Origin of the sequence: Singulisphaera chitinilytica (assembly GCF_049331405.1) — a bacterium.
Taxonomy (GTDB): Bacteria; Planctomycetota; Planctomycetia; order Isosphaerales; family Isosphaeraceae; genus PoT.
Window position 1 is genome coordinate 7,257,657 of the sequence record NZ_CP186274.1, and the last position, 26,150, is coordinate 7,283,806.

A 26,150-nucleotide genomic window follows, 5' to 3' on the forward strand; every position below is an offset into this window, starting at 1 on the left:
GTAGAACGACGCGATCAGGTCCGGTTCGCCCGCGCATTGGCGACCGGCGTCCGAATGTAGCCCGAATCCGCGGGGGCTTCATAGTCGATCGTCGCGAGGTCGGGGGTCAGGAGGCGCTGATGGCCCCGGATCCGGCTCTCCAGGGCGACGTCGAGGATGCCGCCGGTGAGCAAGGTTCGCTCGACCGGATACGGGGGCTTCTTGGCCTTGAAGAAGTCCTCGATGCGGAGGACGAGCGGGTTGAAGAAATTCGCGCCGGGGGGGGCGGGGAGATAGACGAGCGTCGAGACGAGGTCGTCGGAGGGCTTGTCCAGCCGGCCGGCGAAGGTGGTGTCGTCGACGTGGCCGTTGAGGATCATGGCCGTCGCCTTGAAGCCGTCGACGTACTCGACGACGAACGCGATCGGCTTTCGGAATTTGGTGATGTGGTCCTTGCCCGCCGGGGGCATGAAGTCGAGGGTGTTCTGACGCATGTCGCCGGGGTTCAGGGTATGGCTCCGCGAGAGGGCCTCGTCGAGGAGCGTGGGGGACCAGACCCCCTGGCTGCCGGCCTCCCAGACGGCGTCCCCTTCGAGGCAGGTCACGGCGGCCACGCCTTGCGGCTTGCCCTTCCGGTCGCGACGCTCGACCATGCACTGGAGCGTCTCCAGGGCGTGGAAGCCGAAGATTTCCAGGTCCCCTCTCGAGGCGACGATCGCCTCCTTCCAGGGCTGCCCGAGGGGTATTTCCAGCTCGGGCAGGCGCCAGGTGACCGGCAAACTCGAGCCGGCCATCAGGGGGACATTCATGGCCTTGGCCTGGTCGTACATCCCCTGCGCTTCTTTCCGGTTGTAGGAAAGGTGCTTATCGATGAAGACTGGGACGGACTGGCCTGAGGCCTTGAAGACGTCGAGGACTTCGCGGAAGTAACGCCCGCGCGGGTAGAGCTTCTGGAACTTGTCGTTATAGGGATAGTCGCCATGCTCGGCGATGAGCAGGACGCCGTCGACCGCGAGTTTGCCGGTGCCGAGCGTCAGGGCGTCGGCGATCGACTCGCTGAGCCGGACGTTGTGCTTTGCGGCCTTCGCGCGGCCGAGGTCGGTCTGGGGGATCACCTGCTCGATGAAGAGACTGGCGATGTCGAAGTCGGGCCGATGGAGCCCCCGACCGTCGTGCACGGGGAAGCCGTCGAGGAACCGGCCGACGATGTGATAGGCGTGCGAGAGGTAGTAGTACACCGACGCGAGCGCGGCCAGCTTCATCCGGGGCTTGCCGTCGGCGGCGACGGCGGGCGCAGGGGCGGCCGTCGCCGCGAGGCTCGCCGCACCGATCGAGGCCGAGGCCACTTCGAGGAACTCACGTCGGTTCGCGCTCGCTCTCATCGTCAGACTCTCCTATGAAGGGAACAGCGATTGTTGGCTTTTTGTCGCGTTAGCCGTGAAGCCCGCGATGTGCAATGAGGGGCTTCGCGTCGATCCCATTGCTTCGAATCAGGTCCGCGCCTAAAATACACATGGATTTGTCGATTGGTTTCGCCGGCGATGCCCCGCGAAGCGGCGCCGCGTTGTCGAGCCGTCGAGCGTCGATCGGAAAGCCTGTCGTATCGAGGCCCTGGCATGTGAGGAGTCCCGGTGATGAAGCGCTTTGGCCCAGGCATCCTCGTGGTGCTGACGCTGGTCGTGGTCGCGACTCGAGCGACGAGTATGGCGGAAGAGTCCCGTCCACGCTACGAGAAACGCTGGGTCTATGCCGCGCCCAACCTCGCCGTGGAAGAAAGCGTCGACGACATCCTCGCCCTCATCGGCCGATCGAGGAAGGCCGGCTACAACGGCATGATCCTCGCCGACTACAAATTCAACATCCTCGACCGGATGCATCCGGGATATCTCCGGAACGTTCGGAAGGTCGTCGAGGCGGCGGCCGACCTGGATTTCGAGCTGATCCCGGCCGTCTTCCCGATCGGTTACAGCGAAGGCCTGCTCGCGCACGACCCCAACCTCGCCGAAGGCCTTCCCGTCGTCGATGCCCCTTTCGTCGTCAACGGACCCGAGGCTCGGTTGGTCGAGGATCCCGACGCCGGCTACAAGAATGGCGGGCTCGAAGATGTGCGTGGCGACAGGTTCGCCGGGTTCTCGTTCCAGGACGACCCGGGGAAGACCACCTTCGCCGACCGAGCCACTTTCCACGGGGGGCATGTCTCCTGCCGGATTGAAGACCCGGGGAAAGGTGGCTCCGCGGCCAATGCACGCCTGATCCAGCGCCTCGCCGTGCGACCTCATTCGGCCTATCGCTTCTCCTGCTGGGTTAAGACTCGCGACTACAAGGCCCCCGGGTCGTTCCATCTCACCGTGCTGGGTGCCGCCGAGTCGGCGCGACCCTTGACGTTCCATGAGGCCGAGATCCGGCCGAATCAAGATTGGACCCAGGTCGACGTCGTCTTCAATACGCTCGACCAGGAGTCGATCAATGCTTACGTCGGCGTCTGGGGGGTTAAGACGGGGACCCTCTGGGTCGATGACATCAAACTCGAGCCGCTGGGCTTCGTCAACATCCTGAGGCGAGACGGCTGCCCCCTCTCGGTCATCTCCGACGACGGCCGGACTCGCTACGAGGAGGGGAAAGACTTCGAGCCGATCGTGGATCCTAAGCTCGGCGTCGTCCCGTATGCGGGCCTCTACGACTTCGGGCACGCAGGCCCTTCCCTGCGTCTGACTTCCGGCTCCCGGATCAAGGACGGAGCCAAGCTCAAGGTGAGCTGGTATCACCCGGTTCCGATCCACGGCGGTCAGTTGATGTGCTGCCTGAGTGACCCCAAGCTGGACGCCCTGCTTAAAGACCAGGCTCGTCGCGTGAACGACCTCTTCCATCCCCGGGCGTTCCTGATGTCGCACGACGAGATCCGCGTGGCCAACTGGTGCAAGGCCTGCCAGGACCGCCACGCGTCGCCGGGTGAATTGCTGGCGCGGAATGTCAAGCGTTGTGCCGCCATCCTCAAGGAGGTCGCCCCCAGGTCGGAGTTGCTCGTCTGGTCCGATATGTTCGACCCCTTCCACAATGCCAGGAAGGATTACTACCTGGTCAACGGAAGCCTCGAAGGTTCCTGGAAAGGGCTGGATCCCCAGATCACGATCCTGAATTGGAACGGCGAGAAGTCGAAGGAGAGCCTCAACTGGTTCGCCAAGCTCGGCCATCGCCAGATCATCGCCGGGTATTACGACGCCGATGACCTCTCGGGCTTCTCAGGATGGAACGAGGCGGCGAAGGGAGTTCGGAACATTCACGGCTTCCTCTACACCACCTGGCAGAAGAAGTACGGGCAGCTTGAATCGTACGGGGAAGCCATTCGCAAAGCAGGACATTGAGGCTCGTTCTCGACTCAGGTTGAAGGGGACAGGCCTGTATGGCCTACGTGACCATCGGTCGTGTTGTGCTGACTGGCGATACCGATTAGATTACGCCGGTGTCCAGGATGAGGGAAAAGGAGTTCCCCGAATCATGTCCCGACCGCTCACGGAACTGCGCGACCTGCGCCCCGAACGCGTCTGCATCATCAAGCCGAGCGCCCTGGGCGACATCGTCAATGCGCTCCCGGTCCTCTCATCGCTGCGAGACCTCTGGCCCGAGGCGAAGTTCTCGTGGGTCGTGAATCGCTCGCTCAGAGGGCTCGTGGAAGGGCATCCGGACCTCGAAGAGGTCATCCTCTACGACCGGACCAAGGGGGGGCTCAGCCTCAAGGGGATTCGCGGGTTCCTCGGTTTCCTCAAGCAGTTGAGGAGCCGACGGTTCGACGTCACGATCGACCTGCAGGGCTTGCTGCGATCGGGGATCATGACGGCCGCCACCGGGGCGAAGTACCGTGTGGGCCGAGGGGATTCTCGCGAAGGTGCGGACTGGTTCTATACCCATCAGGTGCCGACGCCCGGCGAGGATTCGCATGCGGTCGATCGGCTCCTCTCCGTGGCCGAGGCCTTCGGCGGCGACATCTCCGCGCCGAGGTACGTGGTCCCGATGACCGAGGCCGATCGCCAGTGGGCCAGGGATCTCATGGCCTCCGTCCCCAGGCCGAGGCTCGTGCTGAACATGGGGGCTCGCTGGGAGACGAAGCGCTGGCCACCCCGGCACTTCGCCGAGATCGCCCGTCGGGCCCACGCGACTCGAGGCGCGGGCATCGTCCTGATCGGTGCACCGGAGGATCGCGTTTGGGTCGAGGAATTCCTGGACCTTTACAAGGAAAGCCCGGTCGTCGACGTCTGCGGGCGCACGACCCTGCCACAACTCGCGGCTCTCGCCAGCGAGTCCGACCTGGTCGTCTCCAACGACACGGGGCCGCTCCACCTCTCGACCGCGGCAGGTGCCCGCGTGGTGGGGATCTACACCTGCACGAGCCCGCAACTCAACGGGCCGTACGGGCCGAAGGCGATGGCAGTCTCGACCTGCGTCTGGTGCGCGGCGAAGTACATCACGCGTTGCGAACGGCTTGAGTGCTTTGACGAGCTCACTCCCGACCGGGTCTGGACGGCGGTCGAAATCCAGCTCGATGCGGAGAAGCCGGCGAAAGGCGCCGCCGCCTGAGACGCGATCCATAACACCGGAAATAGACAGAGGGTTCGAGATCGTCGGTTGGCGATCCGAACCCTCCTGGCATTGTCGGATTGAGGCTTCCCGGCTCAGGCGCTCTTGGCAGTGGGCGATGCGAGAGGAAAGCCGGCCATGCGCTCGAGGATGGCGATCGGGGCCTTGTCGGGGAAGACGAGGCTGTTGCGCCTGACGATGAACGTCTGCTCGAGGGCGTACTGGCCGCTGATGCAGGAGTGGCTCGTCGTGTCGGTGAAGACGATCCACGTGGAGTTGGGCGGGAATTCCCAGCGATCCTTGGGGCAGTCGCGCTGGAAGGCCTCGCTCTCCTTGAGGAAGTGGTGAAAGCGGAGCATGAACTGGTCGTAAGGCGGCCGATCGACGACCGGCAGGCCGAGCCCGGAAAGGACGCGGGTCGCCTGGCTCTTGATCTGACCGAGCTTCGTCGGCCTGTGCGGCAGCCTCGCCTTGGCGGCGTACTGCCAGGCCAGTTGCTCGAAGTTATCGGATGTCACCCAGATCCGGTCCCGGGTCGGGTGGATGTTGGTGAAGATCCGGAGCAGGCGGTCGCCGTGCGACGGTCGCGACGGGAACGAATCGACGTGGATCAGGTCGTTCCTCGATCGCAGGGAGACCTTGCGCCCTTCTTCTTCGATCGGGCGGAAGCTGGCGAAGTCGATCTTCCATTCGCCCGCATAGCGGGAGAGGAAGTTCGACATGAACCCGATCGCGCGCTCGGAGTAGCCGCGCATGACCTGGTGCATCCGCTCGAACTCGCCCGCGTCCTTCTGGTCGACCCCCTTGAGGCGGTCTTCGGCGGGGCGGTAGCTGATGTTCTTGTGATACGAGGCGTCGATCTGCTTCTGCGACAGGAGGAACGTGCGCTCTTCCTGCGACAGGGCGAAAGGGGTCTCGGGGAAATAGAGGATGTCGCCCGTTTCGAGGCGGCGATATTGTTCTTCGGTCGCCGTCGATTTCGACGCGCCCCCGTCAATCGTGACCCGCGCCATCCAGCCCTCCTTGGTGAATATGGCGGTGCATCGCAATAGCGAATGGATTCGACCCCGCTTCTGACCAGCGAGAGAGAATCGAGCGCGGGATCTTCTCGAAAAGGGGGGAAACCGTCAAGGAAACTTCGCGGATAGGTGGCTCACATCCTCGCAACTTTGGAACAAGGGACTCGGAGAGTCACCTCGTCCTCAATGGATCGGGCCACCCAGGCCGTCGTTCGTATGGTCGTCGATGGGGAAACAGCCGGGCTCGACGTCGATGGAGTCAATGTACACGTCGCCTTGCGGATGATGGCTTGGCTCGTGGTGGCCCAGGCTCCGGCGCTGGATCTGGTCGAGGAGGTGGCCGGCGTCGAAGCGCTCGCCCAGGTAGTAGCGACGGACGTCCGGATTCATGAGGATCTCGCCCGGCGTGCCGTACGCGAAGACACGGCCTTCGCGGATCAAGTAGCTGCGGTCGGTGACCTCGATCGTCTCGCGGAAGTTGTGGTCGGTCAGGAGGATCCCGAGGTTGAACGAGACCGCGAGGTCGCGGATCGCGTCCTGGATCTCATTCACCGTCTTGGGGTCGATGCCGGCGAATGGTTCGTCGAGCATGATGAGCTTGGGGTTGGTGATCAACGACCGGGCGATCTCCAACCGTCGACGCTCGCCGCCCGAGACTCGCGCGGCCTTGGTCTTGCGAATATGCAGGAGCCCGAACTGCGAGAGCAGCTCATCCTGGCGCGCGACGCGCTCCTTGCGGCTCATCCCGCCGCGCGTCTGGAGGATCGCCATCAGGTTGTCTTCGACGCTCAGGAGCTTGAAGACGCTCGAGTCCTGGGCGAGGTAGCCCATTCCCAGACGAGCCCGCTTGTACATGGGGAGGCCCGTGACCTCCTCGCCGTCGAAGAGAACCTTGCCTCCGTCGGCGTCGATCAGGCCGATCGTCATGCGGAAGCTGGTGGTCTTACCGGCGCCGTTGGGGCCGAGGAGCCCGACCACTTCTCCGCGGTTGACGTCGAAGTCGACGCCGTTGACGACCTGGCGGCGGCCGTACCACTTTTCCAGACCGCGAGCTTCGAGCAAGGCCATGGGCAGATCCTCCATGAACGCCGAGAGTGCTTTCCGCCCGGAGCCGGGTCGAGGCGGTCAACCGCGTCTTGCGGTCAGCGTATCCACTTCATTCGCTCAAAGTACGGCAGGAACGGGACGCGGAAGTTGTGGTTGATCCGGATGTCGGGGCCGAACGGCTTGCCATGCGGCCAGTAGATGAAGAAGGCTTTCCCCGTCAGCATGGCCCGAGGCACTTCCCAACTCGCCCGGTTCGAACTGTCCCACCCCGCCCCAGACTCCTCGATCGGGATATTCGGGTCGCGGTGATCGGCCGTCGACCAACCCCGGCTGTCCTTGCTCTGCGGGCTATTGTCACCCATCATTACGTAACGATCCTGCCCGATCGCGAAGTCTCTCGGCTGGAGGCCGGAAAGAAACGCGAGTTTGGCCGGATCGGCGAGGTTATCGAAGACTTCGACCGCGGTCCGCGAGTAGCGGTTGTCCCAGAGGCCGTCGTAATCGGAATAGCCCGGGTTGAGGGTATAGTAAATATCCCGCTTCAGGACAAGGTCGCTGACGCTGACCGAAGCACCGACTGCCGCCACCCGGGCGGGAGAGAGGTCCTCGACCGTCGGGATCGGGTGGGCCTTCGGGTCGTCATAGGTCAGGCCATCGCCGAAGACCGGGCGATTATTGATCAGCAGCGTGAGCCGGTTGTCGACGTTCGCGAAGGTCACGTCGTACTTGGTGCCGGCGCTCGTGATCACCGGGGCACTCGGCTCCTTGTTCAGACGCTCGTCCCCATGATAGAGGTTGGCAACCCCCGTCTTGAGGTCGATTTCGCAGCGGTTGATCACGCCACCTTCGACCAGCTCGAAACGGACGACGCCCTGGAGCTTTACGGCCTCAAACGAGGTGGAGAGGCTGAGGTCGCCGACCCAGTGGGGCTGCATCCGGCCACCGTCATAGTCGCTGCGGGAGAGGCTCGTCTGGCTCGTGTTGTACGAGTAGAAATCGGTGATGACCGTCGGCCGAGGGCCACGCGCGGGAGTCTCGCCGGCGGCGAGGGCATCCCACTGTTCGGGGTCGGGGACGAGGTGGCGATACCGGAGTTCTGACTCCTGCCCTTCGGCGGCCTCGACCGTGTAGAGCCCCGGGCTCTCTTTCACGTCCTGGTTCCACGTGGCCTTGCCCGAGGAGGTCCATCGGAGCCACTCGGGCTTGTCCTGGAGCTTCGACGCGCGGTGGCGATCGTCGTAGACGAGCATTCCCATCGCGGCCTGGTGCTCGAGCGGCTTGCGCTCGATCCGGTATTCCTTGGCGCCCGGCGGCTTGATGTAGAGGTCGCCGAACCAGACGCGGAGGTCTTCGCCGGGGAGGCCGACGAGGCGCTTGATGTAGCTGACCTCGGGGTCTTCGGGATAGCGGAAGACGACGATGTCCCAGCGATCAGGACCCCCCGCCCCCGGCAGGAAGGGCATGTCGTAGGGGAACTTCATCACGAGGATGCGGTCGCCGTTGAAGGTCGGCTCGTCAGAGAGCTTGGCCTGGAAGCGGCAGTTGACGCAGGTGCCGGCGACGACCGTCTGGGACTGATAGTTCCCGGGCTTCGAAGCACCCAGGCGGAAACCGGCGAGTCCGAGCGAACGCCCGCCGTCGTCCTCGATCGAGGCGTTGACGGCATAGACGTAACCACATTCGGGGCAGGCGATTTCCTTGTGTCGGCCCATCAGGGTCGGGGCCATCGAGCCGGTGGGGATGACGAAGGCCTCGGCCTCGAACCCACGGACCAGGAGTGCCAGAACGAAGGCGAAGACGACCGCTTCGACCGTCTCGCGGTGCCCCTCTTTCTTCTCTTCCTTCTTCTTCGTCTTGGTCGAGGTTTCGATCTTGGGGGCTCCTTCGGGACCTCGCATCTCGGGCTGGTTAGCGTAGGTCCGTTTCATCGTCCAGGCTCTCCGGAATAGCTCGACAACATCATCCCACGATCAACGAATGTAGCGAATTTTCCTGGGATCGGGAACCCAGTAAACCGAGCGGCCGAACACTTCGAGGGGCACCACCTGGCCCGGCAGATGGACCAGGAAGGGTTTCCCCAGCAGGAGTTCCGTCCGCACGACCGGGCTGTCGGGCCAGAACCGGGAGTCGTTCGAGACCGGGCTATTATCGCCCAGCACGAAGAACTCGTCGGGGCCGAGCGGGTAAGGACGGTCGACGGCGAATGGTCGTTGGGGGGTGTTCGCCAGTTCGCTCGTGTAATAGACGTCCCGGAAGAGCCGGACCGACTCGACGTCGAGCGTCCCGCTTCGGACGCCGATCCCGAATGGGCTCTCGTCCCCCCCGGGGCCTCGATTGGGGGAATCGTAGTCGATGGGGTCGAAGAGGAGTTTCCCGTCGACCGCGACGAGCAAGCGTTGGTCCATCGCCGAGACTTCGAGGAGTATTGAGGAGGCGTCTTCCGCGGCCTGGGCCAGGGTCAATGCGTGGCCGAGCGGTAATGCGACGCCGTTGCGGCGAACGGTCGGGAGCGGCACCGCCGTCGAGGTCTTCCTCGTCGGGATTGTGATGAGGAACCGATCCGCACCCGAATTGATCCTGAAGTCGAACGCGTCGAGGTCGGGCCCCGGCCGGAGGCGGGCCTCGACCATCAGGTCGGTGATCCGGTTTTCTCCCCGCAACTCGCCGCCATTGTAGGAAGAGAAGTCGTAGACGGGGGCGTATCGGCCCCGGTCGGGATCCCAGTGACGATACTCGAGCCAGTCGCCGGGGCCGGAGTAAGTGGGGTCGGCGAGGGCCTCGTGCGAGAACCTCCCCCCCGACGCCTTCCAACCGCTGGGCAGGTTCTCGCGAGGCCTGCCGCGGCGGAAAATGAACCGTGGGAACCGGGACGAGTCGCGGGGGACGAACTGATTGTCGTAGACGAGGATCCGCATCGCCCGCTGCTCTTCGAGCGTCTTGCGGGCGATTGTCCCGTCCACCACGATGTCGCCGTGGACGATCTGCACCCGCTCATTCGGTAAGCCGACGACGCGCTTGACGTACGCCTGCGACGGATCCCCCGGAAAGTGGAAGACCGCGACCTCCCAGCGCCTGGGTGGCCGGAAGTCGTACAGGAACTTCTGGACGAGCAGGCGGTCGCCGCTGCATTCGAGTGCCGGGTAATTCTCGAGGCCGTTCTGCCCGCAATTGGGGCAGATGGGACGTCCGGAACGACCCCCTTCGTCGAGCCCGAGGTTGAACTGGATCTGGCAGTTCGGGCAGACGAGCTCCTCGTGCATGCCGAGGAGCGTGGGGGCCATGGAGCCGGTGGGGACGATGTAGGCTTCGGCGGCGAAGGTGCGGAAGAGGAGGATGCCGAGCGTCATGACCACGAGGAACTCGACGACCTGTCGCACGAATCCGGTCGCCGGATTCGGGATGACGGTCTCGGACTTGACCTCGTTGGCCAGGCTCATGGTCATCGCGGTTGCGACTCGGGCATGTGGGCGGTCCTGCGCCTTCGCCCTCGGCTCGCCCCGGTTCAGGCCGGGAGCCGAGTCGGAGGGTTGATTCTCGGAGAGCAAGCAACCTCGGCCACCCCGAGGTCATTCATCGCTGTCGTCGAGGACCGAGAGGAACGCCTCTTGCGAGATTTCCACGTTCCCCACCTGCTTCATTCGCTTCTTACCTTCCTTTTGTTTCTCCAACAGCTTCCGTTTTCGCGAAATGTCGCCGCCGTAGCACTTCGCGGTGACGTTCTTCCGCAAGGCGGAGATCGTCTCGCGGGCGATGACGCGGCTGCCGATGGCGGCCTGGATGGCGACCTCGAATTGGTGCCGCTCGATCTCGCCCCGGAGCTTCTTCACGAGCTTTCGGCCGCGGCGATCGGCGTGCGCCCGGTGGACCACGATGGAGAGGGCGTCGACCTTCGACCCCGCCACGAGGATGTCGAGCCGACAGAGGTCGCTGGCACGATACCCGAGGAGCTCATAGTCCATCGTGCCGTAGCCGCGCGTCGCGCTCTTCAACTTATCGTAGAGGTCGTAGATCATTTCGGCCAGGGGCAATTCATAGCTCAGGATCGCCCTGGTCGTGGTGATGTACTCGGTCTTGACGTACGTCCCGCGGCGATCCTCGCAGAGCTGCATGATCGCACCGATGCAGTCCGACGGGAGGATGAAATTGACCTTGGCGATTGGCTCGCGGAACTCCTCGATGTCGCCCGGATCCGGGATTCGGGTCGGGTTCGAGATGTGCATCGTCTCCCCCTTCACCGTCACGATCTCATACGTGACGTTGGGGGCCGTCTGCACGAGCGAGAGGTTGCTCTCGCGTTCGAGGCGCTGCTGGACGATCTCCATGTGGAGCATGCCCAGGAAGCCGCAGCGGAAGCCGAAGCCGAGGGCGTCTGACGTCTCGGGCTCGAACGAGAAGCTCGAGTCGTTGAGCGCGAGCTTCTGCAGGGCCGTCCGCAGGTCCTCGAACTGGTTGTGCGTCGCGGGGAAGAGCCCACAGAAGACGACCGGCACCGGCTCCTGGTAGCCGGGGAGCGGCGTCGAGGCCCCCCGAGGATGCTCGGTGATCGTGTCGCCGATGTTGACGTCGGAGAGCTTCTTGATGTTGGCCGTGACGTAGCCCACCTGCCCGACCCCGAGCTCGTCGCAGGGGACGCTGTGCGGGCGGAACCGGCCGAGCCCGATGACCTCGTGCTCGGTCTCGCCGGCCATGAGCTTGATCTTCTGGCCGACCTTGAGCACGCCGTCGACGACCCTGACGTAGATGACGACGCCTTGGTAGTCGTCGAACTTCGAGTCGAAGATGAGCGCCCGGAGCGGGGCCTTGGGATCTCCGGCGGGGGGCGGGACGCGTTCGACGATGGCCCGGAAGACGTCGGGGACGCCGAGGCCGGTCTTGGCGCTGATGGCCAGGACCTCGCTCGGGTCGATACCGAGGGTCGCCATGATCTCCTCCCGGATCTCGTCCGGGCGGGAGGCCTGCATGTCGATCTTGTTCAGCACCGGCACGATGGCCAGGTCGCCCGCGATCGCGAGGTAGGCGTTGGCGACGGTCTGGGCCTGCACCCCCTGGGTCGAGTCGACCAGGAGGATGGCCCCCTCGCAGGCGGCGAGGCTGCGCGAGACTTCGTAGTGGAAGTCGACGTGGCCGGGGGTGTCGATCAGGTTCAGCTCATAGGTCGTGCCGTCGAGCACGTAGTTGATGGCGACGGCGCGGGCCTTGATCGTGATCCCTCGCTCGCGCTCCAGGTCCATGTCGTCCAGGAGTTGCTCGCGGAATTCGCGCTGGGTGATTGCGCCGGATTGGAGCAAGAGCTGGTCGGCGAGCGTGCTCTTCCCGTGGTCGATGTGCGCCACGATCGAGAAGTTGCGGATCAGTTTCGGGTCGAAGGCCATGAACTTGGTCCAAGCGAAGAAAGGGATCCTGTCGAAACGTGGCTAACGACACAACGACATCAGGCGCGTCTTGGTCTCGTCTGTCTGCCGGCGAGAAACGTATCGGCCAACCTTCCGCCGCGATCAGTCGTTCGTTTGGGGGCGGCCGTCGGAGCCTCGATTGTTCGATATTCGTACGTGGCACGTCAATCCGGGGATCGACGCGCGTTGGAGGAATTCGCCGGAGACCCCCGGAGCCCCGCTGCAAGGCCGGCCCATCCGGCCGATAACACCTTCGGCCACAACCTTCGACAACCCGATCTCGAGGGGCCGGGCCCTCGGACGACGTTGACGGCGATCACCGCAGGTTCGTGCTCGTTCGGCAAGCGTATGGTTCCGGGAGGTTTCGTTCGGCTCTCGCCCGGTTGTCGGCAGGGGGATCATAAGATGAGTGGGCAATAGGGGGACCTCTCCGTATTATAGCGAGGCTCGAGCTTCCGGTTAAGCGCAAACACATTCGAGTTCTCGCTCTCCTGAGACATCCGGGACATCGAGCGGACCCCGATCGCCGCGAGGTCGGGGCGGTACGGCTTGCCTCTTCGACTGAGGAATGTTGAACATGAAGTGTGTCTCGGTCCTCTCGCTTCAGAACCAAACCGAGGATGCACTGGCGGAGGTCCTGGAAAAGGCCTCGGCGGCGATCGGCAGTTCGGCCGACCTGGCCCTGATCTTCGCCTCGATCCACCACGCCGAAGGGCTGGGCAAGATCGCCTCGGAACTAACCCGCGCCGGGCTGGGACGCTTCGTCCTCGGCTGCACGGGGGAGTCGATCGTGGGGGAGGACCGGGAGGTCGAGGAGGCCCCGGCGCTCTCGGTCTGGCTCATGTCCCATCCCGGCCTCGAGGCCGAACCCTACCGCGTAACCTTCGCCGAAGGCCAATTCGAGGGGCCGAGGCCGGATCCAACTTCAACCCTTCTCCTGCTCGGCGACCCTTTCTCCTTCCCGCCCGACCAATTCTTCCAGCATCTCGATTCGACGGCCGCCGGAGTCCGCATCTGCGGCGGCATGGCCAGCGCCAGCCACACTCGGGGACGCAATCGATTGGTCTTGCAGGGGGACGTCTTCAAGGACGGGGCGGTCGGGCTGCAGATCCGAGGGGGGATCGGACTGCGGACGGTCGTCAGCCAGGGATGCCGGCCGATCGGGAAGCCGTATATCGTCACCAAGGTCGAGCAGAACGTCGTCAGGGAACTGGGACGTCGGCCTGCGCTTGAGGTCTTCAAGGAACTCTTTGCGGAGCTCACCCCAGAGGAGCAAGGGCTCGTCCAGAGCGGGCTGCACCTCGGCCGGGTCATCAACGAGTATCAGGAGTCGTTCGCCCGGGGTGACTTCCTGGTCCGCAACGTGATGGGCGCCGACGAGCAGGGCGGGATCGCGATCAGCGACTACGTCCGCGTGGGGCAGACCGTGCAATTCCACGTGCGCGACTCGGAGACGGCGACCGAGGACTTGCGATCGCTGCTTGAATCCACGCGGGATGCGCTTGGCGGCCGCACTCTGGCCGGAGCCTTGCTCTTCACCTGCAACGGCCGGGGCTCTCGCCTCTTCTCCAGGCCGAACCACGATGTGGGGCTCGTCCACGAGGTCTTCGGGCCGATCGCCGTCGGCGGGTTCTTCGCGATGGGAGAGATCGGCCCCGTTGGCGGCAAGAATTTCGTCCACGGCTTCACGGCGAGCCTCGCCCTGTTCGAGGAAGCTGGCGAAGCTTCGGCCGGCTGAGTTCAGGCAGGGACTCAACCTGTGGATTGGGTCCGGAGGCCGAGTTCTTCGAGCTTGCGATAGAGCGAGGATAGGCCCAGGCCAAGCCGTCGGGCCGCCTCGCGCTTGTCGTCGTCGCAGGCTTCGAGCACGCGCTGGATGTGCTGACGCTCGTGCTCGCGGACCGAGGCGCGCAGATCGTCCCCCGCGACGGGGGCCGGCTCGCGCTCGGTGATAAGGCCGGGAGGGAAGTCCTCGGGGATCAGGACCGGCCCGTCGGCCAGGATCACGGCGCGTTCCAGGGCGTTATCGAGCTCCCGGACGTTCCCCTTCCAGGGGGCGGCCATCAGGCTCCGGATCGTGCTGTTGTCCACGCGTTCGATCGGCTTGCCCATCCGCCTGGAGTGGCGGGCAAGCAGCGTGGCGATCAGTTCCGGGATGTCTTCGCGGCGATCCCGGAGCGGCGAGAGCATGATGTTGACGACGTTGAGGCGGTAATACAGGTCCGCGCGGAAGCGGTTGGCGGCAACCTCGGCGGCCAGGTCCTTGTTCGTGGCGGCGACGACCCTTGCGGCCACGCCAATCGGCCGGCTGGCCCCGACCGGCAGGACTTCCTTGTTCTCAATAGCTCGCAAGAGCTTGGCCTGCGTGGCGGGCTGTAGCTCTCCGATCTCGTCGAGGAAGACGGTCCCCTGCCCCGCCGCGACGAAGATGCCCGCGTGGTCGCGGTCGGCTCCCGTGAATGCGCCCCGGACGTGCCCGAAGAGCTGGTTCTCGAGGAGGTCGTTAGGGATCGCCGCGCAGTTGATCGCGAGGAATGCCGAGTCCGGGCTCGGCCCGAGCGTGTGCAACGCCCTGGCGACCAGCTCCTTGCCGGTGCCCGACTCCCCCATGATGAGGACGTTGCTCCGCGTCGGGCCGACCTTGCGGATCAGGGCCTTCACGGCTCGCATCGGGGGGCTCTGGCCGACGAGCGACTCTGGATCGGCCTCGGAGTGGAGATGCCGCCGGAGCGCCTGGTTCTCGAGGAGGAGCCTGCGATAGTTCACCAACCGCTCGAGCTTGACGAGGAGCTCGTCGAAGATGACCGGCTTCATCATGTAGTCGTGGGCACCGCGGCGGAAGGCGGACACGGCGTTCTCGACGGTGGCGAACGCGGTGATCATCATCACCAGCGTTTCCGGCCGCAGCTTGAGCATGCGGTCGAGCAATTCCAGGCCGTCGGGACCGGGAAGCTGGATGTCGCAGAGGACGACGTCGGGCTCGAACTCGGCCAGGTGCGAGAGGGCCTCCCTGGCGTCGGAGGCCACATTGACCTCGTAACCTTCCCCCTGGAGGAACTCATGGAGCGTCTGCGCGATGACCTCCTCGTCATCGACGATCAGGATGCTCCCGCGCTGGGATTGGGGAAGGGATTGCCGCGTCGACGAGGAAGTCCCGGTGCGGCTGCTGGCGGCTCGACTCACGGTTCGGCTCCCATGACGACCCCCGCGTTGCTGATGGAGGTCGGTTCTTGCCGGTCGGCCGGCAGGCGGACGGTGAAGGTCGAACCCTGATCGAGCCCCGACTCGCAGTGCAAGGTCCCTCCCATCTCATCCACGATCTGCTTGCAGACGAAGAGCCCCAGGCCGGTCCCGTGCGGCTTCGTGGTGAAGAAAGGCTGGAAGACGCGCTCGAGGTTCGTTTCGTCGATCCCGCGCCCCTCGTCCTGGATCGACAACTCGAACCAGCCGTCCTCGGCGTGGGCCTCGAGGTGGATCCGGCCCCCCTCCTCCGTCGCGTCGACCGCGTTGAGGACGAGGTTCAGGACGACCTGGATGAGGTGGTCACGGACGGCCCGGATCGTCGGCAGGTCGGGAGCGAGGTCGATCGTGATGGCCCGCTTCTTAGTCCGTTGGTAATACTTCGCAATCCCGAGCGCTTCCTCGACGATCTCGGCCGGGCGGACCTTCGCCCTCTGCGATGAGCCTGGGCGGGAGTAGTCGATCAACTCCCGGATGGTGCGCTGGATCCGGCCGAGCTGGCGGGCGGCGAGCTCGAGCTTCTCGCTGGTGTACGGGTCGGGGTCGCGTCTCTGGAGCATCTGGACCAATGAGCTGAGGGCGGCGAGGGGGTTCCCCACCTCATGGGCGATCCCGGCGGCGAGGAGGCCGAAGGCAGCCATCTTCTCCTGCTGGATCTCGCGAGCCTGCGAGGCTCGCAGGGCCGCCGTCCTCTCGGCGACCCGGCATTCCAGATCGGCCCGGCTGGCTTCCAGTTCGGTATTGAGCTGCTCGAGCCGGGCCCCGGTACGTTTGAGCAACATGGCGAGCTCGGAGCTGGCCCACGTCACCCAGGCCATGATAGCGATGGTCAGCGGCCAGTCGGACGTCTCGCCGCGCTCCATCCCCAGTAGGACCACGAGCACGAGCAGGCTGAAACAATGGAAGCCGAACGTCAGCCAGGCGATGAGCGGCCGGTAGAGCACCGCGCAGCAGATCAGGGAGAGGAGATAGTACCACCGGAAGGGGCTCTGCACCCCCGTGTCGTGGTAGCAGAGCAAGGCGATGAAGAGCGACTCCATCACGGAGACGAACAGGGGCCATCGCTTGAGCAGGAGCTCGCCCATGCGATAGAAGATCTGGTCGAGCGCGGCGTATCCGGCTCCGAGCGCGAGGAAGGCGCGCACGGCCGACGGGTTGTGGAGCCCGGTCCTCGTCTCGACGAGCGCGTAGCCGATGATGATCCCCAGCCAGCGGATCTTGACCACGATCGATTCGGTGGCCAGGTCCCACCTTAAGCGTCCATTCACCTCGTCGAGCATGACTCTCCGTCCGCCCTCGACACCAGACTGCACAGGTTCGATCTCGATCGGCCGTACCGCGTGCTGGCAGGCCGACCGATTATAAGCCAATCGTCCCTCGCCTAGGAGTGCGTCTCGTCCGGAGGCGTCGGAAATCATGAGTCCGCCGGGTCGAGGCCGCCACTGAGAAATCCTCGACGAATTCCCGCGCGGGGCCATTCACCCGCGACGCGAAGGTCACGTATCATGTTGTCGCCCCCACGATCGCCGAGGGGATTAGTCGTAGTTATCGCATCGCGACGATTCCGAGGAAGGTCCATGAGAACCTTGAGAAAAACGCTCGGCGCCCTCGTAACGACTTCAACCCTCGCCCTGACCGGTGCCGCCCCCGAGGCGATCCGGCCGGCCGCCAATACGATCTCTGGGGCCGAGGTCCTCGAGCACATCAAGGTTCTCGCATCCGACGAGTTCGAAGGCCGCGGCCCCGGCACGCCCGGCGAGGAACGGACGGTCAACTACCTCGTCGAGCAGTTCAAGAAGCTCGGCCTCAAGCAGGGCAACCCCGACGGCACGTACGTTCAGAACGTCCCGCTCATCGGCTTCCAGGCCGAGACCCGCGAAGGCTCGCTCCGGGTCGGCAACAAGACTCTCGACCTCGCCTTCCCCAACGACTGGGTGGCCGTCTCGCGCCGGAACGCCCAGGAGGTGAAGATCGAGAACTCCGACGTGGTCTTCGTCGGCTACGGGGTCGTTGCTCCCGAATACGGCTGGGATGACTACAAGGACGTCGACGTCCGGGGCAAAACGATCGTCATGCTCGTCAACGACCCGCCGGTCGTCGATCCCAAGAACCCGAACGAACTCGACCCCGCCGTCTTCAAGGGGCGGTCGATGACGTATTACGGCCGCTGGACCTACAAATACGAGATCGCCAGCGAGAAGGGAGCCGCCGCGGCGCTGCTCGTCCACGAAACGGGCCCGGCCGGTTATCCGTATACGGTGGTCGTCGGCAGTTGGGGGCGAGAGAACTTCGACATTCCCAATCCCGGCGAAGACCAGAAACGCGTGGCCGTGGAGGGCTGGCTCTCTCTCGAGAAGAGCAAGGAGCTGTTCAAAGCCGCCGGTCAGGACTTCGATGCCTTGAAGTCGGCCGCCAAGACCCGAGAATTCCGCCCCGTCTCCCTCAACGCGAAGGCGAAACTTCACGTCAAGAACCGCTTGCGCGAGGTGCGCTCCCGCAACGTTGTGGCGAAGGTCGAGGGGAGCGACCCCGTCCTCAAGGACGAGACCATCGTCTACACCGCCCACTGGGACCACCTCGGGATCGACCCCGCCTTGACCGGCGACAAGATCTTCAACGGTGCGGCCGACAACGCCTCGGGGGTCGCCGCGATCCTCGAGATTGCGGGAGCCTTCGCACAACTCAAGCCGGCTCCCAAGCGGTCGATCCTCTTCCTCGCCGTGACCGCCGAGGAGAAGGGCCTGCTCGGGGCCAAGTATTACGCGACGCATCCCCTCTACCCGCTGGAGAAGACGCTCGCGGACATCAACCTCGACGTCATCAACCTCTGGGGGCGGACCAGCGACATCTCGAGCATTGGCTACGGCTTTACCACGCTCGACGACATCCTGACCGAAGTCGCGAAGGACCGTGGCCGTGTCGCCATACCCGATGCGGAGTCTGAGAAGGGCCTCTATTACCGCTCTGACCACTTCGAGTTCGCCAAGCAAGGCGTCCCCGCTCTGAACGCCAAGGGGGGGATGAACTACGTCGACAAGCCCGCCGACTACGGCCAGCGCAAGCGCGATGAGTACACGAACAACGACTACCACAAGGTCACGGACGAGGTGAAACCCGACTGGGACCTCACCGGCGCCGTCGACGACCTCAAGCTCCTCTTCGAGATCGGCTACCTGGTCAGCGAGGGCTCCAAATATCCCGAATGGAAGCCAGGCACCGAATTCCAGGCCCGTCGCGAGGCCATGCTCAAGGCGGCGAAGCCTTGAGCCAATTGGAAGAGTTGAAGGCTCAACGTTGATAACTCGTCCAGGGATAGAGGACGAGCGACTGGAGCATGCGGACGGGAATGTTCGTCATCGCATGCTTCTCGACTCGGCTCCATGGATCCTTCTCCCCGGCGAACGCATAGAACCCGCCCGCGGCGAACAGGACGAGGAAGATCGGCCACATCACCTTCCTGGAGAGTCGAACGAGCGTCACGACCGCGAAGAAGAAGCAGAGCGGCGTGATCGCGAGCATGTGCCTTGTCCCGAAGGATTGCCCCGCGAAGTCGGTCCGGCGCACGCCCCAGACGTAATAGACGACGAGGATGGCCGTCATGACGGCCGTCAGCAAGGCGACGGGTCGGAGCGGATCCGTTTTATCCTTCAGTACCCGCGCCAGGCCTATCGGGAAGAGGAAGAGCACCGGCGTGATCGTGAACCACCCCTGCTGTCCGAACAGGAACTCGAGCCCGAACTGCCAGCGTGGGACCGTCTCTTTCCAGACCCCCGCGGAGGTCGCCCAGTAAGAGCCGGGATACTCGAAGGCCTTGGGGTACATCTCCGCCGGCAAGGGAGAACCCGTCACCATCGACTGCAAGACGCAGTGCAACAGCAGCGGCGGAATCGCCCCGGCCATAAACGCCCACGGGAGCCTGCGATCGCGGAGGGTCTGCCAAAGGGCGATCCCCGCCAGCACGAGTGCCCCGGGTGGCAGGTCGATCGTTGCGGCGAGGCCGGCGAAGATTCCCGCAATGACATTGCGGATGAGCCGAGCCCTCGGTCGGACGGGCGTGTCGAGGAGTGTCAGGGCGACGCTCCCCGTGACGAGCATCGCGGCCACGCTGTGATTATTGAAGGTCACCCCGTAGACGAACAGGATCGAGCCGAACCCGAATCCGAGGGCGATCAGGTCGGACAAAATCCGTGGGATCGGGACCGTCTGGAGTATCAGACGGAGCCAGACCAGCGTGAGCCCCGAAGCGACACCAACGATGCTTGACACGAGCACGAGGTTGCTGACGACGAACTGATCGGCCGAGCCGCTGAAGCGGATGCCCAGATGGTAGAGGACGGCGTAGACCGCCGAACTGAGCGCGGGCAGGACCGGCGGCTTATCCGAGTAGAGATGCCGCCCGAACCGGACGACGTCCGGCGAACCGCTGCCGGCGAGGAGCGGCGAGGCGTCGATGGCGAGCGTCCCGCGCTCGACGATACCCTCGATCGTCATATAACGTGACGAGACGTTCCCGCTGATCCTGGGCGCGAGCGAGAGTGGCAGCAGGACGATGGCGAAGAGAAGTCCCAGGAGCCAGGCGCGAATCGGATGGATCGGGCGGGCCAGCGTTGGGGTTGAATCGACTCGCGAGACGCCGTCCTTCTGGTTAAACTTCGACATGTCGAATCCCGTGATGATCCCCTGATACGCTTCGGCGGCTATCTTAACACGGCACGATCATTAGCGACACCTTGGCAGACCAGCGTCTCGGCCGTTCGCGACGGTGGGCGATCCTCTCCTTGCTGATCATCCTCGTCTTCGACGTCTGGCTCCGCGGCCACACGTTCGGCCCAACCCTGCGCGAGCGCTGGGGTATCAACCTCTGGCCCGTCTCGGGGCGCGAGTCGGAGCCGCTCGACTGCGACGAATGCGTCTACGCCTACGCGGGCCGACGGATCATTCACGGCGACGTCATGTATCGCGACCTCACCGAGCCGAAGCCCCCCGGCGGCTACTGGCTCGGAGCCGCGATCATGGCGATGGGCGGGGATACGGAACTCGACTTCCGCCTCGTCACCATCCCCTTCGTGCTGGGCACCATCTCGCTCTGCTGGTGGATGGGCATGCGGCTCCAGGGCCCCATCGCGGCGTGCGTGGCGGCGTTGGTCTATGGGGTGGTCAGCACGGATCCGTATCTCTTCGGCAACGGATCCAATCTTGAACACGCGATTAATCTCTTCGCCTTCGGGTCGCTCGCTTGCATGGTGAAGGGGTGGACCCTTGAGAGACGTCGCTGGTACTTCGCGAGCGGCCTGGCGATAGGTCTGGCCGCCGTGTTCAAGCAAATCGCCGTGGTCCATTTCGTCGTCTTCGCCGTGGCTTTGATGACGCGACGTCGTACTTGGAGCCTGAAGGCCAAAGACATTGCGGGCCTGACGGCCGGCCTGGGGGCCGTCTTCCTGCTGGTTTCGGGCGTCTTGCTGGCTCAAGGGGCCGGAGCGGCCGCCTTCGAAGACATCGTTCGCTACGGCGCAGCGATGGCCCGCGACACGCCTCCCGACCCCGGGGCCCCTCCGGCCTGGATGCGCTGGCTCACGGGGAATGCCGACCCGCAAGGCAAGCTGCCCTGGCCCTTCGGTAAGACAGACTATCTGGTCTGGTGGGGGACGGGTTCCTGGCCGGTCTGGTTGGCGGCGATCCCCTCTCTAGCCGTGCTCGGATTGAGTCGAGGTTCGACCGGGCCGCGACGATTGCTGGTGGCCTGGACCTGCTCCGCCTTCGTTCAGGTCGTTCTCCCCGGGCTCTACTGGCAACACTATTATCTGCTGCCGGTCCCCGGTCTGGCCGTGGCGGTGGCAGTGCATCTAGCGGATGTTCTGGGAGCCGTTCGTCGCGTCGACGGCCGCAGCCTGCTCGCGGCGAGTTGGGTGACCGCCCTCGGCTTGCTCTTGGTGGGCACCGCAGTGATCCAGACGAGGGCCTATTTGCTTGTGGCGCCCGAGTCACTCACGAAGGAGTACAAAGGCGGGGCGCAGTGGATCGCGCTGAGGGCGATGGGCCGAGATCTGGCGGAACGATCGAAGGTCTGGAAGGATCCTCGGCTCTTCCTCTGGGGTTGGCAGAGCCCTCTGTTCGTCTATGGAAACCTCGACGGGGTCTCGCGGCACTTTTTCGCCGACCCGCTCATGAAGGCGTTCGCGAACCAGGATCATCCGCTGATCGTGCCGCGTGTCGAACGGATCATGCAGGACCTCGAAGAACGCCCCCCGGAGTTGATCCTCACCGGCGATCCCCCCTTCCCCGCCCTGAGGAGGTTCCTCGAAGCCGGTTACATCCGATCCCGGCTCTGGGGATCGGCCCCGGATGGTCGCGGCCTCTGGGTCGAACGGGGCCACTACCGCGAGTTCGAAACCGCGGCGACCTCGACCAAGAATGGCGACAGCGTTAGACGTCCCGTTTCGGAGTGAGGAGCGAGCCTCGTGGTGCCCCAAGACGACACCTGGAATGAGCCGATCGTCGCGGAACCCGCCCCCGCCGAATCCGGACTCAGCTTCGGCTCGGCGATTCGGTTGGCGGTCATGGCCTTCCTGCTGGGGAGAGGCCTGCTCTTCGCGTTCGATGCCGTGGGCGTCGCGATGACGCTCGAACGACCGGATAGCCAGCTCAGCCCTCGCGACCCCTGGCGGGCCTTCCCCGGTCATCCGTTCTGGGATGGCTGGGCGCGCTGGGATTCCGGGTGGTATCGCATCATCGCCGAGCGTGGCTACGGCGATCGTACCTGGGGCACGAACGTCCTGGCCTTCTTCCCCCTGTTTCCCTACGCGACTCGCGCCCTGGCTACCGTCGTCGGCAATCACTGGGTCGCGGGACTGATCGTGTCGAACGCGTCGCTCCTCGTCTCGCTCGTCTTTCTGGCCCGGATCGCCGCCCGATATCTCGACCCGGACGGGGTTAAACGTACGCTCTTGTATTTGCTCGTTTACCCTTCCGCCTTCTTCCTCTCCGCCTATTACTCCGAGGGCCTGTTCCTGCTGGTGACGGTCCTCGCATTCCATGAGTACCTGTCGAAGCGTTACCTCCTCAGCGGCTTCTTCGGGGGGCTGGCGGCCTTGACCCGCCCCACGGGGATCGCCCTGTTTGCCGCGTTCGCGCTCGATTACCTATGGAAATTGAGCAAACGCTCGACCCCCTTTTCTGCCAGGATCTTGGGCCTCGCACTGATCCCGGCCGGGCTGGGGATCTTCATGCTGATGTTGTTCGTCCATGCCAACGACCCGTTCGCGTTCGTGAAGGCTCACGGCTCCTGGGGACGATCGTTCGCGTCTCCATCGCAGGCTCTCTGGGCGGCGATCAGGGGGATCGACTGGACATTGCCCAGGGACCACGTCAACGCCGTCACGGCGCTCGATGCCCTCACCGGGGCCTTGTTCCTGGTCCTGCCGCTGAGGCTTTTCAAGCGGTACGACCCGGCCTTGCCGATCTATGCGATGATCCTGATCCTGATGCCGCTCTCGACCGGCAGCCTGAAGTCGTTGCTGCGGCTGGAGTGCGTCTCCTTCCCGGCCTTCCTCGCGCTGGCGGAACTGGGAAAGAGCCGCGAGGCCGACCGGATCATTGTGTTCGTGTCCGCCCTGTTCCTCGGCCTGCTCAACATCCGATTTTCGAACTGGTACTGGGTGGGCTGACGCGAGTCCGGCTGTCCCAGGGTTCGGACCTCGGGCCTCCCGGGTCCATGTGATGACGAGTCCTCCTCGATGAGCACGACCACCGCCTCGAGCATGCTGCGCAACCCCTGGATCGTGGCGATGGGGGTGTCGATCGCTACGTTCATGGAGGTGCTCGACACGAGCATCGCCAACGTGGCTTTGCGCTATATCGCCGGTGGCCTCTCGGCCGCCGAGAACGACAGCGAGTGGGTCATCACCAGCTACCTCGCGGCCAACGCGGCCGTTTTGCTCTTGTCGGGGTGGCTCTCATCTTACTTCGGCCGACGCAACTATTACCTGGCCTCGGTCGCCCTGTTCACGATCAGCTCGGCGGCCTGCGGATTCGCGACGAGCATCGAGCAACTCGTCTTCTTCAGGATCCTCCAGGGGATCGGCGGCGGCGGGCTCCAGCCGGTGACGCAGGCCGTGCTCGTCGACACGTTCCCCCCCGAGAAGCAAGGGTCCGCGCAGACCCTCTTCGGGATCTCGGCATTGATCGCTCCGATCCTGGGGCCTACTTTAGGCGGATATATCTCGGATAATTACTCGTGGCGCTGGATCTTCCTGATCAACATCCCGGCGGGTGTCCTCGCCTTCACGCTCAACTACTTCTGGCTCGAAGATCCGCCCTACCTCAAGGCCGAGCGGGCCTCGCTGCGGTCGAAGCCCTTGCGGTTCGATTATGTCGGCTTGGGGCTGATCATCCTCGCCATGGCGGCGATGGAGGTCCTGCTGAGCAAGGGCCAGGAGTGGGATTGGTACAACGACCCCTTCTGGCGAGTCCAGACGCTTTTCATCCTCTTCGTGGGGGGCTTGGTCGCGACGGTCATCTGGGAGTCGTGGCACCCCGCGCCGATCCTGAACCTGGCTCCGTTCCGCGATCGGAACTTCGTCGCGAGCGGGATCACTTCATATGTGACATTCGCAGTTGTGTACACGAGCATGACGCTCTTGCCCGGCATGCTCCAGAGCCTCTTCGGCTACAACGCCGTCTGGTCGGGGCTGGTGATGTCCCCCGCCGGGCTTTTCACGATCCCTATGATGTTGGTGGTGAGCATCCTCCTGGGCATGAAGCTGGACGCGAGGGTGCTCGTGATCCTCGGGGCGATCATGATGGCGGTCGGCTCGTTCTGGTTCTCGAGGTTGAACCTGGACGTGAGCCCGAGTCACGTCATCTGGCCGAGGGTCGTGCAGCAGATCGGCACCGCCTTCATCTTCGCCCCGTTGAGCGTCGCCGCCTTCATGTACTTGCCCAAGGAGCATCGCGGGGCCGCGGCCGGACTCTTCGCCGTCTTGAGAAATGAAGGGGGGAGCGCCGGGACGTCGCTCGGCAAGTCGATCGTCGAACGTCGAGAATCCTTCCACGACGACCGGCTCGTCGAGACGCTCCAGCCCCTCTACACGCCCTTCCAGGAGGCGATCCAGATCGGACAAACCTTCTTCGAGCAGGTCGTCGGAGATCCCGCAACCTCGGCGACCATGGCGCTGCAGGCCGTCGACAACTTTCGGCAGCAACAGGCCTTGGCGATGGCCTATCTCGATGCCTTCTGGATCTGCGGGGTGATTGCCGTCGGGATCATCCCCCTGGCCCTCCTGATGAGAAGATCCGTGGCCGAGGAAGGGTCACACGTCGGGGCCGAATGAGTTCGAATCTGCGTGCGTGGGAGTTCTTGAGTTTTACTTGCCCTTCGATTCCGCCGTCTTGGGGAAGTCGCCCCGGAGACGCTGATTGGCGTTGGGGCCTTCCGGCGTCTGATTGATGAGGATGTAAGGGACCACCGATAGGCCCACGAAGAGCGGCGTATCGGTCGGGTTGCCGTCGACGAGGTCGACGCGGACCGGCAGGCGCTGGACGATCTTCACGAAGTTGCCCGTCGCGTTCTGAGCCGGCAGGAGAGCTAGCGAGGCCCCCGTCCCGGCGCTGAAGCCGCTGACCCGCCCCTTGAAGACCTTGCCCGGGTAGGCGTCGAGGTACAGATCGACGGGATGCCCAATCCGGATCGGCGGGAGTTGGGTCTCCTTGAAGTTGCAGTCGATCCAGACTTCCTTGTACGACCGGATCGCGAACAGCTTTTGACCCTGGCTGACGCGGTCGCCGACGTTGACGTTCCGGTTCGAAACGAAGCCGTCGATCTCCGCGTAGATCTCGCAATAGCTGAGTTGCAGCTCAGACATCGCCAGGTCCTGCTTCGCCTGCTCGATCTGGCTCCGGGCCAGTTCGACGCCGGGGGCCTGTTCGACCGTCTGCTCGATCAGGACATCCAGGCTACCGTTCGGCGCCGCCTTGTGGATGCGGTCGAGGAACTGGTTGGGTGTCTCGTTGGCACGAGGCAGTCCCAGGCCGAGCTCGGCAATGTCGAGCGAGAAAGCGGCCAGGGCGCTCGAGACGGTCGAATGGACCTGATCCAGGTTCGGCGGCAACTCGTCGAGCTTGCCGGACGGCGGGGTTTCGGGGACCTCGAGCGCGACGCGGAGGCCCGAGATCTTCTCCAGCGTCGATATGGCCGAGGCGCGGGCCTGGTCGTAGTCCGTCTTGCGGATATCCGCCTGCTCCTGCGTGATAGACCCCTTGGCGGCGAGGGATTTGTAGCGATCGGCCTCCTGCTTGGCGAGGGCTTCGGCGGCCCGCTTCTCGTTCAGGCTGGCGATCGCCGATCGCAGCTCTGCCTCCTGGTTCCGAACCGAGGTCATGGCGGAGGCCAGCTTGAAGCGGTCGGCCCTCGCCTCGGCGGCAGAGGCCCTTGCCTTCGAGAGTTGCTGGGCCAGCCCCTTGTTCGCGGCGTCGAGGGCCGCCTTCGACTGCGCGACGCGGATCGTCCACGCCGTCCGATCCAGGGCGACGATCAGATCCCCTTTGCGTACATAATCATTGTTGTCGACTTTGACCTCGGTCACCGTCTCGGGGATGCGAGGGGCGACGTAGGTGACGTGCGAGTTGACGTAGGCGTCGTCTGTAGAGACCGTTGTTAGCGACCGCTGCAAGGCGGGATATCCATATACGGCCGCGGCCGCGATGATCCCGACGAAGACGAGCACGAACAGGGCGCGCTTGAGCCCGAAGCCGGATCGCCTGGCAGTCGGCGGAGGAGCCGGCGTCGCGGCGGGGTGCAGGGGTTCCGAGGTGGATTCGTTCGGCCGGGTCGTCTCGGAACTCATCGAAGTTGTCGCTCCGCTCTCCGTCCCCCCTCTCGACTCGACTAGGAATGAGGGGCGAA

The 26,150-nt window shown here is 64.5% G+C and carries 17 protein-coding genes; 7 read left to right on the forward strand and 10 right to left on the reverse strand.

What is annotated here, in order from left to right; translation table 11 throughout:
• Nucleotides 1-14 precede the first annotated feature (14 nt).
• A complete protein-coding gene (locus tag ACOYYX_RS28370; protein WP_422925992.1) occupies nucleotides 15-1,361 on the reverse strand; it encodes a hypothetical protein in 1,347 nt (448 codons plus the stop codon).
• 252 nt (nucleotides 1,362-1,613) lie between these two features.
• Here ACOYYX_RS28370 and ACOYYX_RS28375 point away from each other — a divergent pair, with 252 nt between their 5' ends.
• Nucleotides 1,614-3,341, forward strand: a complete 1,728-nt coding sequence (locus ACOYYX_RS28375; protein WP_422925994.1) for a hypothetical protein — start codon at nucleotides 1,614-1,616, stop codon at nucleotides 3,339-3,341.
• 133 nt (nucleotides 3,342-3,474) lie between these two features.
• Nucleotides 3,475-4,551, forward strand: a complete 1,077-nt coding sequence (locus ACOYYX_RS28380) for a glycosyltransferase family 9 protein (protein WP_422925996.1) — start codon at nucleotides 3,475-3,477, stop codon at nucleotides 4,549-4,551.
• A gap of 95 nt (nucleotides 4,552-4,646) precedes the next feature.
• Here the strand turns inward: ACOYYX_RS28380 and ACOYYX_RS28385 are convergent, their stop codons facing one another.
• The 5 genes from ACOYYX_RS28385 to lepA all read right to left on the reverse strand — a co-directional run bounded on the left by ACOYYX_RS28385 (nucleotide 4,647) and on the right by lepA (nucleotide 11,989).
• Nucleotides 4,647-5,564, reverse strand: coding sequence for a Kdo hydroxylase family protein (locus tag ACOYYX_RS28385; protein WP_422925998.1), 918 nt, complete (start codon nucleotides 5,562-5,564; stop codon nucleotides 4,647-4,649).
• 189 nt (nucleotides 5,565-5,753) lie between these two features.
• Nucleotides 5,754-6,638 (reverse strand): LPS export ABC transporter ATP-binding protein, encoded by an 885-nt coding sequence (gene lptB, locus ACOYYX_RS28390; protein WP_422926000.1) that lies wholly within the window; start codon nucleotides 6,636-6,638, stop codon nucleotides 5,754-5,756.
• Between the two features lie 74 nt (nucleotides 6,639-6,712).
• Entirely contained in the window at nucleotides 6,713-8,545 is a 1,833-nt protein-coding gene (locus ACOYYX_RS28395) for a S26 family signal peptidase (protein WP_422926002.1), read from the reverse strand.
• A 42-nt stretch (nucleotides 8,546-8,587) separates the two neighbouring features.
• On the reverse strand, nucleotides 8,588-10,162 hold the full coding sequence (locus ACOYYX_RS28400; RefSeq protein ID WP_422926004.1) for a S26 family signal peptidase: 1,575 nt from the start codon (nucleotides 10,160-10,162) through the stop codon (nucleotides 8,588-8,590).
• Between the two features lie 21 nt (nucleotides 10,163-10,183).
• On the reverse strand, nucleotides 10,184-11,989 hold the full coding sequence (gene lepA / locus ACOYYX_RS28405) for a translation elongation factor 4 (protein WP_422926006.1): 1,806 nt from the start codon (nucleotides 11,987-11,989) through the stop codon (nucleotides 10,184-10,186).
• A gap of 598 nt (nucleotides 11,990-12,587) precedes the next feature.
• On the opposite strand from lepA, the gene ACOYYX_RS28410 reads away from it, so the two are divergent.
• A complete protein-coding gene (locus tag ACOYYX_RS28410; protein ID WP_422926008.1) occupies nucleotides 12,588-13,748 on the forward strand; it encodes an FIST signal transduction protein in 1,161 nt (386 codons plus the stop codon).
• A gap of 14 nt (nucleotides 13,749-13,762) precedes the next feature.
• On the opposite strand, the gene ACOYYX_RS28415 is transcribed toward ACOYYX_RS28410, so the two are convergent.
• Nucleotides 13,763-15,193 (reverse strand): sigma-54-dependent transcriptional regulator, encoded by a 1,431-nt coding sequence (locus tag ACOYYX_RS28415; protein WP_422926010.1) that lies wholly within the window; start codon nucleotides 15,191-15,193, stop codon nucleotides 13,763-13,765.
• Nucleotides 15,190-16,530, reverse strand: coding sequence for a sensor histidine kinase (locus ACOYYX_RS28420; protein ID WP_422926012.1), 1,341 nt, complete (start codon nucleotides 16,528-16,530; stop codon nucleotides 15,190-15,192). Before ACOYYX_RS28420 ends, ACOYYX_RS28415 begins: the two co-directional genes overlap by 4 nt.
• A gap of 297 nt (nucleotides 16,531-16,827) precedes the next feature.
• Here ACOYYX_RS28420 and ACOYYX_RS28425 point away from each other — a divergent pair, with 297 nt between their 5' ends.
• Nucleotides 16,828-18,516 carry a M28 family metallopeptidase gene (locus ACOYYX_RS28425; protein ID WP_422926014.1) on the forward strand — a complete coding sequence of 563 codons (1,689 nt, stop codon included), beginning with the start codon at nucleotides 16,828-16,830 and terminating at the stop codon, nucleotides 18,514-18,516.
• Nucleotides 18,517-18,538: 22 nt separating this feature from the next.
• Here the strand turns inward: ACOYYX_RS28425 and ACOYYX_RS28430 are convergent, their stop codons facing one another.
• The gene (locus ACOYYX_RS28430; protein WP_422926016.1) at nucleotides 18,539-19,909 is read right to left on the reverse strand and encodes a hypothetical protein; all 1,371 of its coding nucleotides are present in this window, start codon (nucleotides 19,907-19,909) and stop codon (nucleotides 18,539-18,541) included.
• 71 nt (nucleotides 19,910-19,980) lie between these two features.
• Between ACOYYX_RS28430 and ACOYYX_RS28435 the strand changes: the two genes are divergently transcribed.
• From ACOYYX_RS28435 to ACOYYX_RS28445, 3 genes are all read left to right on the forward strand, one after another.
• Nucleotides 19,981-21,696 (forward strand): ArnT family glycosyltransferase, encoded by a 1,716-nt coding sequence (locus tag ACOYYX_RS28435; protein WP_422926018.1) that lies wholly within the window; start codon nucleotides 19,981-19,983, stop codon nucleotides 21,694-21,696.
• A 12-nt stretch (nucleotides 21,697-21,708) separates the two neighbouring features.
• Entirely contained in the window at nucleotides 21,709-22,914 is a 1,206-nt protein-coding gene (locus tag ACOYYX_RS28440) for a mannosyltransferase family protein (RefSeq protein WP_422926020.1), read from the forward strand.
• Nucleotides 22,915-22,983: 69 nt separating this feature from the next.
• A complete protein-coding gene (locus ACOYYX_RS28445) occupies nucleotides 22,984-24,579 on the forward strand; it encodes a DHA2 family efflux MFS transporter permease subunit (RefSeq protein WP_422926022.1) in 1,596 nt (531 codons plus the stop codon).
• A 33-nt stretch (nucleotides 24,580-24,612) separates the two neighbouring features.
• Here ACOYYX_RS28445 and ACOYYX_RS28450 read toward each other — a convergent pair whose 3' ends face one another.
• Nucleotides 24,613-26,091: an HlyD family secretion protein gene (locus ACOYYX_RS28450; RefSeq protein WP_422926024.1), complete on the reverse strand. Its 1,479-nt coding sequence runs from the start codon at nucleotides 26,089-26,091 to the stop codon at nucleotides 24,613-24,615.
• Nucleotides 26,092-26,150 lie beyond the last annotated feature (59 nt).